At 51.9% G+C, this 12,798-nt stretch carries 12 protein-coding genes; 9 read left to right on the top strand and 3 right to left on the bottom strand.

The window, feature by feature from the left end; all coding sequences use genetic code 11:
* Nucleotides 1-169 precede the first annotated feature (169 nt).
* The 9 genes from grpE (at nt 170) to H8K43_RS05770 (ending at nt 8,783) form a co-directional block, all read left to right on the top strand.
* Nucleotides 170-736 (top strand): nucleotide exchange factor GrpE, encoded by a 567-nt coding sequence (gene grpE / locus H8K43_RS05730; protein ID WP_186902935.1) that lies wholly within the window; start codon nt 170-172, stop codon nt 734-736.
* Nucleotides 737-877: 141 nt separating this feature from the next.
* Entirely contained in the window at nt 878-2,824 is a 1,947-nt protein-coding gene (dnaK, locus tag H8K43_RS05735; RefSeq protein ID WP_162020513.1) for a molecular chaperone DnaK, read from the top strand.
* Nucleotides 2,825-2,996: 172 nt separating this feature from the next.
* Complete coding sequence (gene dnaJ / locus H8K43_RS05740; protein WP_186902936.1) at nt 2,997-4,115, top strand: molecular chaperone DnaJ; 1,119 nt, start codon at nt 2,997-2,999, stop codon at nt 4,113-4,115.
* Between the two features lie 257 nt (nt 4,116-4,372).
* Nucleotides 4,373-4,981, top strand: coding sequence for a chalcone isomerase family protein (locus H8K43_RS05745; protein WP_186902937.1), 609 nt, complete (start codon nt 4,373-4,375; stop codon nt 4,979-4,981).
* Between the two features lie 164 nt (nt 4,982-5,145).
* On the top strand, nt 5,146-5,811 hold the full coding sequence (can, locus tag H8K43_RS05750) for a carbonate dehydratase (RefSeq protein WP_186903038.1): 666 nt from the start codon (nt 5,146-5,148) through the stop codon (nt 5,809-5,811).
* Between the two features lie 148 nt (nt 5,812-5,959).
* Entirely contained in the window at nt 5,960-6,109 is a 150-nt protein-coding gene (locus H8K43_RS05755; RefSeq protein ID WP_186902938.1) for a DUF2256 domain-containing protein, read from the top strand.
* A complete protein-coding gene (locus tag H8K43_RS05760; RefSeq protein ID WP_186902939.1) occupies nt 6,106-7,638 on the top strand; it encodes a cryptochrome/photolyase family protein in 1,533 nt (510 codons plus the stop codon). Before H8K43_RS05755 ends, H8K43_RS05760 begins: the two co-directional genes overlap by 4 nt.
* Nucleotides 7,639-7,854: 216 nt before the next feature.
* A complete protein-coding gene (locus H8K43_RS05765) occupies nt 7,855-8,073 on the top strand; it encodes a TIGR02450 family Trp-rich protein (RefSeq protein WP_186902940.1) in 219 nt (72 codons plus the stop codon).
* Nucleotides 8,073-8,783, top strand: a complete 711-nt coding sequence (locus H8K43_RS05770; protein ID WP_186902941.1) for an SDR family NAD(P)-dependent oxidoreductase — start codon at nt 8,073-8,075, stop codon at nt 8,781-8,783. Before H8K43_RS05765 ends, H8K43_RS05770 begins: the two co-directional genes overlap by 1 nt.
* A gap of 1 nt (nt 8,784) precedes the next feature.
* On the opposite strand, the gene kdpE is transcribed toward H8K43_RS05770, so the two are convergent.
* Genes kdpE through kdpC form a run of 3 tightly spaced genes read right to left on the bottom strand, consistent with a single transcriptional unit; the run spans nt 8,785 to nt 12,788 of the window.
* The gene (kdpE, locus tag H8K43_RS05775; protein WP_186902942.1) at nt 8,785-9,480 is read right to left on the bottom strand and encodes a two-component system response regulator KdpE; all 696 of its coding nucleotides are present in this window, start codon (nt 9,478-9,480) and stop codon (nt 8,785-8,787) included.
* The gene (locus tag H8K43_RS05780) at nt 9,477-12,203 is read right to left on the bottom strand and encodes a DUF4118 domain-containing protein (protein ID WP_408058486.1); all 2,727 of its coding nucleotides are present in this window, start codon (nt 12,201-12,203) and stop codon (nt 9,477-9,479) included. The genes kdpE and H8K43_RS05780 overlap by 4 nt, the downstream gene beginning before the upstream one ends.
* A 12-nt stretch (nt 12,204-12,215) precedes the next feature.
* Entirely contained in the window at nt 12,216-12,788 is a 573-nt protein-coding gene (gene kdpC / locus H8K43_RS05785) for a potassium-transporting ATPase subunit KdpC (protein ID WP_186902943.1), read from the bottom strand.
* Between the last annotated feature and the right edge of the window lie 10 nt (nt 12,789-12,798).

Below are 12,798 nucleotides of genomic sequence, written 5' to 3' on the forward strand. Positions count from 1 at the left end.
GACGTATTTTTATGGTGGTTATAAATAGTTGACTGCCCTGTATATGGGTGAAATTTCTGGGAAATGGGGGAAACATCCTTTATTCTGAGTTATTTTTAAGGGAGGGGCTTGATTTATTCCGCTACGCCCCCAATTGCAGCAGCAATAAAGTTTTGACTGGAGAGTTTGTATGCAAGAGCAAGATAAAAAAACGGAACAAGATATTCCTGTGACAGAGACTGCTGCCGAAACAGCGCAGGCGAATCCAGAGCTGGATGCGACAGCCGATCAGACTGTACAAAATAATGATCAGTTGATTGCTGAGCTGCAGGCGAAAGTTGCAGAATTGCAAGATGCGTTCATGCGCGCCAAGGCTGAAGGTGAAAATATCCGTCGCCGTGCCCAGGATGATATTGCAAAAGCGCATAAATTTGCGATCGAAGGTTTTGCAGAGGCCATGGTGCCAGTCAAAGACAGTCTGGAAATGGCATTGAAAGTAGAGACGCCTTCTATCGACTCGCTCAAGGAAGGCGTTGAGTTAACATTGAAGCAATTGTCGTCTGCATTTGAGAAAAACCGCCTGCTCGAAGTGAATCCGCTTCAGGGTGAAAAATTGGATCCTGATAGGCATCAGGCGATTTCTATGGTGCCTGCAGAACAGGACGCGAATACCGTGGTGACGGTTTTGCAAAAAGGTTACATGATCGCTGATCGCCTGCTGCGCCCTGCATTAGTGACAGTCGCACAAGGAAAATAAAAAAATGCGTAAAAAACGCGCAAATTTCGCTTGAAAACTGCGTTTTTTACCTTATATCCGGAACAGACGAATCGGAAATACAGGCAAACTGAGCTGATTCTACAATCTCAACAAATAAAATTGACATTCTGAGGGAAAATCATGGGCAAAATGATCGGTATTGATTTGGGTACAACCAATTCTTGCGTAGCAGTTATGGAAGGCGGGCAGCCAAAAGTCATCGAAAACGCAGAGGGTGCACGTACCACTCCTTCTATTATTGCTTATCAGGAAGACGGTGAAATTCTGGTTGGCGCATCCGCTAAACGTCAGGCTGTGACCAATCCGCGTAATACACTGTACGCAGTGAAGCGTCTGATTGGCCGTAAGTTTGAAGAAAAAGAAGTGCAGAAGGACATCGGCCTGATGCCTTACGCAATTTCCAAAGCAGATAACGGCGACGCATGGGTGTCTGTGCGCGACAAAAAACTCGCGCCACCACAAATTTCCGCTGAAGTCTTGCGCAAAATGAAAAAGACCGCCGAAGACTACCTCGGTGAAGAAGTGACTGAGGCCGTGATTACTGTTCCGGCTTACTTCAACGATGCGCAACGTCAGGCAACCAAAGATGCAGGCCGTATCGCTGGTCTGGATGTAAAGCGTATTATCAATGAGCCGACCGCTGCTGCGCTCGCGTTTGGTCTGGATAAAAAAGAAAAAGGCGATCGTAAGATTGCAGTGTATGACCTCGGCGGCGGTACTTTCGACGTGTCCGTGATTGAAATCGCTGACGTAGACGGCGAAATGCAATTTGAAGTGTTGTCCACTAACGGCGACACCTTCCTCGGTGGTGAAGACTTCGATCAGCGCGTGATCGACTACATCATTGAAGAATTTAAAAAGATCAATGGCCTGGACCTGGCAAAAGATCCGATCGCGCTGCAGCGTATCAAAGCGTCTGCTGAACGTGCAAAAATCGAATTGTCCAGCTCCCAGCAAACAGAAATCAATGAACCGTATATCGCCATGGCCAATGGCGCACCGGTGCATTTGAATCTGAAAATTACACGTGCCAAACTGGAAGCACTGGTCGAAGACCTGATCCAGAAAACCATAGAACCATGCCGTATGGCGATCAAAGATGCGGGAGTTAAAGCATCTGATATCGATGACGTGATTCTGGTCGGTGGTATGACACGTATGCCTAAAGTGCAGGAAGCGGTCAAAGAATTCTTCGGCAAAGATCCACGTAAAGACGTGAATCCGGATGAAGCTGTGGCAGTTGGTGCCGCGATTCAGGGTTCTGTCTTGTCTGGCGATCGTAAAGACGTATTGTTGCTGGACGTGACGCCGCTGTCTCTGGGTATCGAAACCCTGGGTGGCGTGATGACCAAAATGATCCAGAAAAACACGACTATCCCGACTAAATTCAGTCAGGTATTCTCGACAGCGGATGATAACCAGCCTGCGGTAACGATCAAAGTATTCCAGGGTGAGCGTGAAATCGCTGCTGGTAACAAAGGTCTGGGCGAGTTCAATCTGGAAGGTATTCCACCGGCAGCGCGCGGCACACCGCAAATCGAAGTCACTTTCGACATCGACGCGAACGGTATTTTGCATGTAGGTGCAAAAGACAAAGCGACCGGCAAAGAAAACAAGATCACCATCAAGGCTAACTCCGGTCTGACCGAAGATGAAATCCAGAAAATGGTGAAAGATGCTGAGCTGAACGCTGAAGAAGACAAGAAAGTGAAAGAACTGGCAGAGTCCCGCAATCAGGGTGATGCACTGGTTCACTCCACTAAGAAAGCCTTGTCTGAGCACGGCGATAAGCTGGAAGCTGGCGAAAAAGAGAAAATCGAAGCAGCGATCAAGGATCTGGAAGATGTATTGAAATCCGGCGACAAAGCTGAAATCGACACTAAACTGGGTGCCTTGTCGACCGCTTCTCAGAAACTGGGCGAAAAAGTTTATGCTGACATGCAGGCGCAGCAAGCTGCAGCAGGTGGTGCAGCTGGTGGTGCGGGTGCAGCTGGCGCAGCAGAAGCGAAAGCGCAGGACGATGACGTAGTTGATGCTGACTTTAAAGAAGTCAAAGACAACAAATAATTCGTCACTTCAGTCTGAAAATGGCTGCAGAGGCGCAGAGCACGCAGAATGAGTTTGGTCTCTGCGCACTCTGCGCCTTTGTGGCATAGAGCCCGCTTTTTTTTAATATTGAATCGCCATATTTTGTGTACCAGTCCCAAAATATGAACTACGAAAACAAGGTGTAATCCAGATGGCGAAGCGTGATTTTTATGAAATTCTCGGCGTGGGCAAAAATGCCTCCGACGAAGAAATCAAAAAGGCTTATCGCAAACTGGCGATGAAATACCATCCGGACCGTAATCCGGACAATAAAGTCGCCGAAGACAAATTCAAAGAAGCCAAAGAAGCCTACGAAATGCTGTCCGACAGTCAAAAGCGTGATGCTTATGACCGTTATGGTCATGCGGGCGTCGATCCGAATATGGGTGGCGGCGGTGGCGCCGGTGCGGGTGGATTTGCAGATGCATTTGGTGATATTTTTGGTGATATCTTCGGCGGTGGTCGCCGCAGTGCAGGGCCGCAGGTTTATCGTGGTGCGGATCTGCGCTACAACCTCGAAATCTCGCTGGAGCAGGCTGCGAACGGCTATGAAACCACGATACAGGTACCAAGCTGGGATGAGTGCGATACTTGTCACGGTTCCGGTGCTAAACCAGGTACCTCGCCGGTAACCTGTACCACTTGCGGTGGTCATGGTCAGGTACGTATGCAGCAAGGCTTATTCAGCATACAGCAAGCCTGTCCTAAGTGTCATGGCACTGGCAAGATGATTCCTGATCCTTGCACCACATGCTTAGGCGTAGGCCGCATCAAGCGTAAGAAAACACTGGAAGTGAAAATACCTGCCGGTATTGATGATGGTATGCGCATCCGTTCTTCCGGCAATGGTGAGCCAGGTGTTAACGGTGGCCCTCCGGGCGATTTGTATGTGGAAATTCACATCAAGCAGCATCCTGTGTTCCAGCGCGAAGGCGATGACTTGCATTGTGAAATCCCGATTTCCTTCTCTAAAGCTGCTTTAGGTGGCGAGATTGAAGTGCCTACACTCAGTGGTAAAGCTTCATTCACGGTGCCGGAAGGTACGCAGTCCGGTAAGACTTTCCGTTTGCGCGGCAAAGGCGTCAAAGGTGTGCGTTCAGGCTATGCGGGAGACTTGTTCTGCCACGTACTGATAGAAACCCCGGTCAAGCTGACTGAGCGTCAGAAAGATTTGTTGCGTGAGTTTGAGCAACTGACAGTCGAAGGTGGCTCCAAACATAATCCTCAAAGTAATACCTGGATGGATAAAGTCAAAAAGTTCTTCGAGTAAGCGACGGACTTGTTTGACGGTACCAGATGAACCCCGCTACACGCGGGGTTTTTTTACGTCCATCCGTATGATGCAGGAGCCTCAGTGGGTACATGAAAATGCTGTTCTAGAGCGCTTTTTCCATAAAAAATCTGCATAAAATTTCCGCCTTCAGTTAAGCTAAAGCACCGCGTTAAGCGCGGAAAAATAAAGGATATGGCCGCATCGGCAGTACTGATGCTGACCTGATCCAACACAAACTAAACGGAGACAGGAAAATGCTTTGGAATCAAACGAAACAATGGCTGGCCGGATGCAGTCTGGCACTGGGACTGGTGATGCAGGCGCAGGCAACGGAAGTCGCAGGCGTTAAACTGGATGAAACGATACAGTTGGCCAATACCGAGTTAAAACTGAACGGCGCCGGCATACGTTACAAAGCGATTTTCAAGGTTTATGTGGCTGGCTTATACCTGAAAGAAAAGAAGACCACTGTGCCCGATGTGCTGGCTGCACCAGGACCACGCCGTGTAACTATCGTGATGCTGCGTGACCTCAGCAATGAGGATTTTGGCCGTGGCTTCATGCAGGGTATTCAGCAAAATACCGATAAGGCTGAGAAAGCGAAACTGACCTCGCAATTCCTGCGTTTCGGTGAATTGTTTGCCTCTGTACCGGAATTGAAAAAAGGCGATGTCATGACCAATGACTGGATTCCTGGTGTAGGCACCGTGTTGACCCTGAACGGGAAAAAACTGGGTGAGCCTTATCCTGATCTGGCTTTTTACAATGCCTTACTGCGTATCTGGTTGGGCGACAGTCCGGTCGACAAAGGCTTGAAAAAAGCCATGCTGGCGGAACCTGACGACCGTAGCAATTATCGTTAATCGCAGTTTGTCGTTCTGGTCTGAGGCATCTCGCGCAGACGATAAGCATCATTTAACGGAAGATCACAGCGTATCGGGAGTTTCTCCCCATACGCTGTTCGTGCTCAAGCTTTTTGTACTGTAAACAGTTAGAATCACGCCTGTTTCGATCAATGGGCCAGATGATGACAGTGCAAAACAGCAAAAAATTGACCCCTGAGCAGCTATTTGATAATAACCGCGCATGGGCACAGTCCATACGTAGTAAAGATGCCGATTTTTTCAAAAAACTCGCTGCCCAGCAAAACCCTGAATACCTGTGGATAGGCTGCTCTGATAGCCGTGTCCCTGCCAATGAATTACTGGGCTTATTGCCAGGTGAGTTATTTGTCCACCGTAACATCGCCAATGTGGTAGTGCATTCTGATCTGAATTGCCTCTCTGTTTTGCAATTTGCCGTCGATGTGCTGGGCGTGAAACACATTATCGTCTGCGGCCACTATGGCTGCTCCGGTGTGCATGCCGCAATGACGCGTGGCCGCGTCGGTCTGGCTGACAACTGGCTGCGCCATGTACAGGACGTGCATCAGAAACATGAGCGCTATCTGGGTGAGACCTTGTCGCTGCGGCAGCGCGCTGACCGTTTGTGCGAACTGAATGTGATAGAACAAGTGGTCAATGTCTGTCAGACCACCGTGATTCAGGATGCCTGGCAACGCGGTCAGGAAGTCACGGTACACGGCTGGGTATATGGCTTACAGGATGGCTTACTCAATGAACTGGGGATGACCATAGACTCTCAGGATGTGTTGGCAAAACACGTTGAAGCCAGTCTGGCCCGCTACCAATAATTTCTGCATCAAAGCCGCACGCCGCGGCTTTTTTTACGTACCAGACCTGTCGCGCCAGCAGGCATTTGAGTGCTGCCCAGCAACTTCACACAAATCATGGCATGATCGCGCTCATTCATTCTGATGCACGAGCGAGCTGAATCTAACCATGAAAATGCGAAAAAAATCTGATCTGCCGGTACGCCATTGTGTACAGTGTGGCTTGCCTTTTCAGTGGCGTAAAAAATGGGAAAAGGTGTGGGATGAAGTGAAATACTGTTCCGACCGTTGCCGTCGTCAGCCGAAAGCACCGATATGAAAACCCGCAGTCTTCGCCTGATTTTGGGGGATCAGCTCAACCCTCAGCATTCCTGGTTTCAGCAGGTCAGTGATGAACACGTCTATGTGATGCTGGAAATGCGGCAGGAGACCGATTATGTGCTGCACCACGCACAGAAAATCATCGCAATCTTTGCTGCCATGCGTGCGTTTGCGCGCAGCCTGCAACAAGCAGGTCACCGTGTCCATTATCAAACCATACAAGATGCCGGTCCGGCGCTTAGCCTGCCCATGCTGCTGGACCAGTTATTGCTGCATTATCAGTGCACAGAGCTGCGCTACCAGGAGCCCGACGAATACCGGCTGGACCAGCAATTAGCCACTTATCAGCCTGCAGCGGGCATACGCAAATACGGCGTCAGCAGCGAACATTTTTTCACCATGCGCCACGAAGTCGCAGCGCAGTTCAAAGGCAAATCACGCTGGCTGATGGAGCATTTCTATCGCGCGATGCGGGTACGTCACCAGATACTGATGGAGCAGGACCAGCCTGCCGGTGGTCAGTGGAATTATGATGCCGATAATCGCGCAGCCTGGTCTGGTCTGCCGTGGGAACCGGCTGATCAGCGGCCGGTATATGACCACAGTCAGCTGTGGCAAGACATACAGGCAGCCGGTGTTGCCAGTTTTGGCGAGCCGCAGGCCGCACAGTTCCGCTGGCCGCTGGACAGGACAGAAGCGCTGCAGCAGTTACAGGTTTTTGTGAGCACGGCGCTGCCGCATTTCGGCTCTTATCAGGATGCGATGAGTCACCGTGCCTGGCGGCTGTTCCATTCGCTGCTGTCTTTCGCCTTAAATACCAAGATGTTGAATCCGGCTGAGGTGGTGCAGGCGGTTGAGCAGGAGTGGCGTGCAGCACGCATACCACTGCATACGGCAGAAGGTTTTATCCGCCAGATCCTCGGTTGGCGCGAGTATGTGCGTGGTGTGTACTGGGCCAGAATGCCCGACTATGTGGAACAGAATCACTTTAACCATCAACAGCCTTTACCCGCCTGGTTCTGGACCGGACAAACACGCATGCATTGCGTCGCAAGTGCGATTGGACAGTCGTTGGAACATGCGTATGCGCACCACATACAGCGCCTGATGGTGATAGGGAATTTCGCCTTGCTGGCGGGTTTGCAGCCGCAGGCTGTACATCAGTGGTATCTGGGGATATACATCGATGCATTTGAGTGGGTCGAGTTACCAAATACGTTGGGCATGAGTCAGTATGCGGATGGTGGTTTTCTGGCGACTAAGCCCTATGTCTCGACTGCCACCTACATCGATAAAATGGGTGATTACTGCAAGGGCTGTTATTACGATAAAAAGCAAAAAACCGGTGAGCGCGCCTGTCCCTTTAATGCCTTGTACTGGGATTTTTTTGCGCGTAATGCAGAACAGTTGTCACGCAATCCGCGTATCGGCATGGTGTATCCGCAATGGCGCAAAATGAGCCCGGAGATCCAGGCCGCTTACCAGCAGCAGGCGCAGCTGATACGGGACAATCTCGACAGCCTGTAAGGCCAGCGACAAGCAATATTAATAGTAGGACTTACGCAAAATTGTCCCGGCAAGGCATGGCGACGCAGGCAGTACGCATAAGTACGACAAGGAGTCATAACGCCGCTGGGGCGGTTTTGCATAAGTCCTAAATAGACTGAATACTGATGCGCCTGCTGGCAGCAAAATGCCTGCAAACCCAGGCGTACTGCGGACTTGATAAAAAAGGAGAGCGCGATGCAAAGCAGAGCGATCAGGAAGTTATTGCATTCTAAGTGGACAGCGCAGCAAGTGGTGGACAAGCAAAAGCATTTCATCGTGACGAAGCTGATAGAGCCGCAATGTCCGGATGCACCGGTCAGCGAAGTGGAGATAGAAGCGGTGATGACTAAGCGCTCGCGCATAATCCCGTGGCGCGAACTGGACAATCCTTTGCAATGGAAAAGAGGCTGGTGATGGATCAACACATACTGAAGAGTTTTCCCACCGGTTACCGTGTGCTGATACTAGGCGCATCCGGTGGCATAGGCGCTGCATTTGCCGATCAGCTCAGCGCACAGCCTGCTTGTGGCGCGGTGCATGTGCTACACCGGCACAGTGAGCCTGCCTTAGACTTTGCTGATGAAGCCAGTATCGCTGCGGCAGCAGCCAGCATGCGCGCGCATGGCCCCTTTCATCTGATCATCAATGCGGCCGGTCTGCTGCACAGTCCTGACTTCATGCCTGAGAAAAAACTCAGCGATCTGCATTATGCGCAATTAATGGCGACCTTTCAGGTGAACACCTTTGGGCCAGCGCTGGTGCTACGCCACTTTTCCGGCTTGCTCGATACCCAGCGTGCGGTGCTGGTGATGTTATCGGCCAAGGTCGGCAGCATAGAAGATAACCGGCTCGGTGGCTGGTACAGCTATCGCGCCTCCAAAGCTGCGCTGAATATGCTGATCAAGACTGCTGCGATAGAACTCAAACGCAGCCAGCCTGCGACGGTGTTACTGGCCATGCATCCGGGTACGGTGACGACCCGTTTGTCGCTACCTTTCCGTGGTGGGAGTGCGGCCCGGCCAGCAACGCAGGCGGCGCAGGAAATGCTGGCGGTGATCGATCAGAAAATGCCAGCCGACAGTGGCAGCTTCGTCACTTACAGTAACGAGAATTTACCCTGGTAGTTTATTGCGTCACCAGCCGGTAACCAACGCCGGTTTCAGTCAGAAAGTAGCGCGGTTGAGCGGGTTCGGCTTCCAGCTTCTGGCGTAAGTTGGCCATGTAAATACGCAGATAATGGCTGCTTTCTGCATGGCCGGGGCCCCATACTTCTTTCAGTAATTGCTGATGCGTGAGTACCTTACCTGCATTCCTGGCCAGTACCGATAACAGGCGATACTCTATCGGACTCAGATGCACTGCAAGGCCAGCCCGGCTTACGGTGCGCAAGGCAAAGTCGATACTGACATCACCGAATTCAAACCGTGCTTCCTGTTGCGCATTAGCGGGCTGACGCCGCCGTAAATGCGCCCGTATGCGTGCAATCAGTTCGGCTGCACCAAATGGCTTACTCAGATAATCATCGGCACCGGCATCCAGTGCCGCTACCTTTTCGTGTTCCTGCGTGCGCGCTGACAGGACGATCACAGGGACTTCACTCCAGCTGCGGATATCGCGTATCACATCCAGCCCATTCATGTCGGGCAGCCCCAGATCGACGATCAGCAAATCCGGTTTGCGGGTAGCACAACTGATCAATCCCTGCTTACCGGTTTCACTCTCAAATACGGTCATGCCCTCAGCCTCAAGCGCGGTGCTGAGAAAGCGTCGTATCTGTTTTTCATCCTCAATCAGGACGATATGAATTTTTGCGTCACTCATTCCAGTTCATCTTCTATCATCGGTGGCAGTGGCGGCGCATTTCCCAGTGGCAGAGAAACCGTGAATTGCGCGCCACCATCTGGCCGGTTGGACGCGACGATTTTTCCGCTATGCGCGAGCACAATACTCTCGCAAATCGCCAGCCCCAGCCCTACACCAGGGCTGGCCGCTTCCAGTTCGCCACGGGTAAATTTTTCAAAAATATTGACGCCTGCCGGCAATCCGGGACCATCGTCCAGTACACTCAGATGCACAAATTCTGTATCTGCCTGCGCAGTGATCTGAATTTGAGTGCGGCCATATTTTGCCGCGTTTTCTAACAGATTGCACAGTACACGCTCCATCAGCACCGCGTCAAAGTACAGCAACGGTAAGTCCGCCGGTATCGCGGTTTTGAGACCATGGCCTTGCAAGCTGTGCTGACAGGCGCGCAGTGCGCTGCCGACCACTTCTTCCAAAGGTTGCCATTGCTGGTTCAGCGTGACTTTACCCGATTGCAGCCGCGCCATGTCCAGCAAATTGACCACCAGTCCGCTCATGCGCAGCGCTTCATCATGGATAGCCAGACTCAGTTCAGCCCGTTTAGGCGGCGCTAAATCAGCTTGCTCATTCAGCGTGCTGGCCAGACCCACAATGGCCGTCAGCGGGGTGCGCAGGTCATGTGAGATCGCAGATAACAAGGCATTGCGCATGCGTTCTGCTTCCATGCTGATTAAGGCATCCTGCGCCACATCGACATAATGCACGCGCTCCAGCGCCAGCGCTATTTGCGCGGCAAAGGTATCGAGTAACTGTTGCTGCTCAGGCTGGAAAATCTGTCGCGTATCCTTAGGTGCGATCGCCAGCACACCGCGCGTGCGCATTGGTGCGCGCAGAGGCAAATACAAGACAGCATTCGAGGGCAGGGTCTGGGTGCCCAGACCTGCGCTTTGATGATGATCGTAGACCCACTGTGCAACGCTGGTATCGAGTGTACTGAGCAGCATAGCCTGCATAGGATCTGGCTGAGCAGTTTCTGCCAGTGGCTGGCGGATTTTGTCATGACTATCCGGCAGCAGGATGGCGACTCTGGCCTGGAATACCGGTGCCAGATGGTTGACGCCGATTTCGATAATCTGTTCCACCATCAGGGCACCGGACAAGGCTTTGCTCATGGTGTACAGCGCATCGGCACGGCGTTCCCGGTACAGCGCAACCTGGGCCTGAAAGCGCAGATTGGTCATCAGTTTGCTAATGGTCAGTGATACGGCCAGCATGATGACGAAGGTGAACAGATACTGACTGTCGCTGACGCTAAAGGAAAAACGCGGTGGCACAAAAAAATAATCAAAGCTGGCGACACTTAAGAAAGAGGCGAGTATCGATGCACCACGCCGAAATTGTATCGCGACAAAAACCACTGCCAACAAATACAGCATCACGACATTCGCCAGATCAAATACCTGAGTCAGCCCGGCACTTAGCAGGGTTGCCGCCAGGCAGATAACTATCGTCCAAAGATAATCAGATAGCGGTGTGCGTTGCTCTTGTTCGAGATCGATATGATTGCTCTCAGTATGACGTTCGCTGTCTTGCACGCTAAGGTCATGGCCGACCATCACCACATCAATATCGGTGCTGCGGCTGGCCAGTTCATCTGCCAGGCTGGTGCGCAGCAGGCGGGTCCAGGCCGGACGTAATGATTTGCCTATCACCAGTTTCGATGCATTACGGCTGCGCGCATAGCTGAGCAGCAGGCTTGCCAGATTGTCCCCTGCCAGTGTGGTGGTTTCAGCACCCAGTTCCTGCGCCAGTTTCAGCGCCTTCAATATCGCATCTTGTTGTCCCGCCTTGCGTTTAGCCAGTTTCGGCGTTTCCACATAGACGGCGATCCAGTCGGCACGCAGGCTGGCCGCCAGTCGTGCTGCACCTCGTACCAGCTTGCTGGCGCTGGCATCTGGCCCGATACAGACCAGCAGCCTTTCTTTCGCTTGCCAGACTTGATGGATGGCCTGATCGGCGCGGTAATCGCGCATCTGCACATCAACCTGATCGGCAGTGCGGCGCAGTGCCAGCTCGCGTAAAGCGATCAGATTCCCTTTACGGAAAAAGTTTTTAGCAGCACGCTGCGCCTGATGTTCAAGATAGACTTTGCCTTCCTTTAAACGGCGCAGCAATTCATCCGGCGGTAAATCGACCAGCGTGATTTCATCGGCCAGATCAAAAATTTTATCAGGTACGGTTTCCCACACCCGGATGCCGGTGATCTGTCCCACCACATCATTCAGCGTCTCCAGATGCTGTACATTGACAGTGGTGTACACATCGATCCCAGCCGCAAGTAATTCTTCCACATCTTGCCAGCGCTTGGCATGGCGCGAGCCTGCCACATTGGAATGCGCCAGTTCATCGACCAGTAATAAGCCGGGACGACGCAGCAGTGCTGCATCGAGGTCAAACTCTGACAAAGTCCTGTCTTTATAATGGATTTGCTGTGCTGGCAGGATGTCGATCCCTTGCGCAATCTGGATGGTATCCTGCCTGCCATGGGTTTCAACGATGCCGATCACGACATCGACCCCTTTTTGTTTTTGCAGATGCGCCGCATTCAGCATCGCATAGGTCTTACCCACCCCGGCACAGGCGCCAAAAAAAATCTTTAAGTATCCGCGCTGCTGTTTTGCGTCTTCACGCTGTATCTTGTCCAGCAAGGCATCCGGGTCGGGGCGGTAATCGTTCATCATTTACTTCAACATTTATTTCTTGATTTGATCAAGTGCGAGATTCAGTTCCAGCACATTCACACGTGCTTCGCCCAGAATACCGAATTGTGCAGACTCTGTGTGTTTTTCCACTAAAGCGCGCAGTTGCTTAGGACTGATGTCGCGTATCCGCGCTACCCGCGCTAACTGATATTCGGCAGCAGCCGGGCTGATATGTGGATCGAGGCCGCTGCCGGAAGCCGTCACCAGATCGACCGGAACCGGCTTGGTATTACCCGGATCGGCATCGTGCAAAGCCTTGATGCGCTCTTCCAGCGCAGCTTTCAAAGCGGGATTGGTCGGCCCCTGATTGGCACCTCCGGAAGCCAGGCCATTATAAGAAAACGTGCCACTGGCTGATGGGCGGCTCCAGAAATACTTGGGATCGCTAAAGCTTTGCCCTATCAGCTTCGAACCGAGCAGCTTGCCATCTTTTTGTATCAGGCTGCCACTGGCTTGCTCAGGGTAGGCGATTTTGCCAACGCCGGTGACTGCCAAAGGATAGAGTATGCCAGTGATGGCGCTCAGTATGATGAATGAGCCGATTAAGGGACGCAGAATTTTCATAACAGGACTC

Origin of the sequence: Cognatundibacterium curvum, assembly GCF_014284235.1 — a bacterium.
In the GTDB taxonomy this organism is placed as follows: Bacteria; Pseudomonadota; Gammaproteobacteria; order Burkholderiales; family Burkholderiaceae_D; genus Undibacterium; species Undibacterium curvum.

Excerpts from the sequence above, each read along its gene's own strand:
- dnaK (WP_162020513.1), top strand. The coding sequence starts at position 878 with ATGGGCAAAATGATCGGTATTGATTTGGGTACAACCAATTCTTGCGTA.
- H8K43_RS05760 (WP_186902939.1), top strand. The coding sequence starts at position 6,106 with ATGAAAACCCGCAGTCTTCGCCTGATTTTGGGGGATCAGCTCAACCCT.
- kdpC (WP_186902943.1), bottom strand. The coding sequence starts at position 12,788 with ATGAAAATTCTGCGTCCCTTAATCGGCTCATTCATCATACTGAGCGCC.
- grpE (WP_186902935.1), top strand. The coding sequence starts at position 170 with ATGCAAGAGCAAGATAAAAAAACGGAACAAGATATTCCTGTGACAGAG.
- kdpE (WP_186902942.1), bottom strand. The coding sequence starts at position 9,480 with ATGAGTGACGCAAAAATTCATATCGTCCTGATTGAGGATGAAAAACAG.
- can (WP_186903038.1), top strand. The coding sequence starts at position 5,146 with ATGACAGTGCAAAACAGCAAAAAATTGACCCCTGAGCAGCTATTTGAT.
- dnaJ (WP_186902936.1), top strand. The coding sequence starts at position 2,997 with ATGGCGAAGCGTGATTTTTATGAAATTCTCGGCGTGGGCAAAAATGCC.
- H8K43_RS05745 (WP_186902937.1), top strand. The coding sequence starts at position 4,373 with ATGCTTTGGAATCAAACGAAACAATGGCTGGCCGGATGCAGTCTGGCA.
- H8K43_RS05780 (WP_408058486.1), bottom strand. The coding sequence starts at position 12,203 with ATGATGAACGATTACCGCCCCGACCCGGATGCCTTGCTGGACAAGATA.
- H8K43_RS05770 (WP_186902941.1), top strand. The coding sequence starts at position 8,073 with ATGGATCAACACATACTGAAGAGTTTTCCCACCGGTTACCGTGTGCTG.
- H8K43_RS05765 (WP_186902940.1), top strand. The coding sequence starts at position 7,855 with ATGCAAAGCAGAGCGATCAGGAAGTTATTGCATTCTAAGTGGACAGCG.
- H8K43_RS05755 (WP_186902938.1), top strand. The coding sequence starts at position 5,960 with ATGAAAATGCGAAAAAAATCTGATCTGCCGGTACGCCATTGTGTACAG.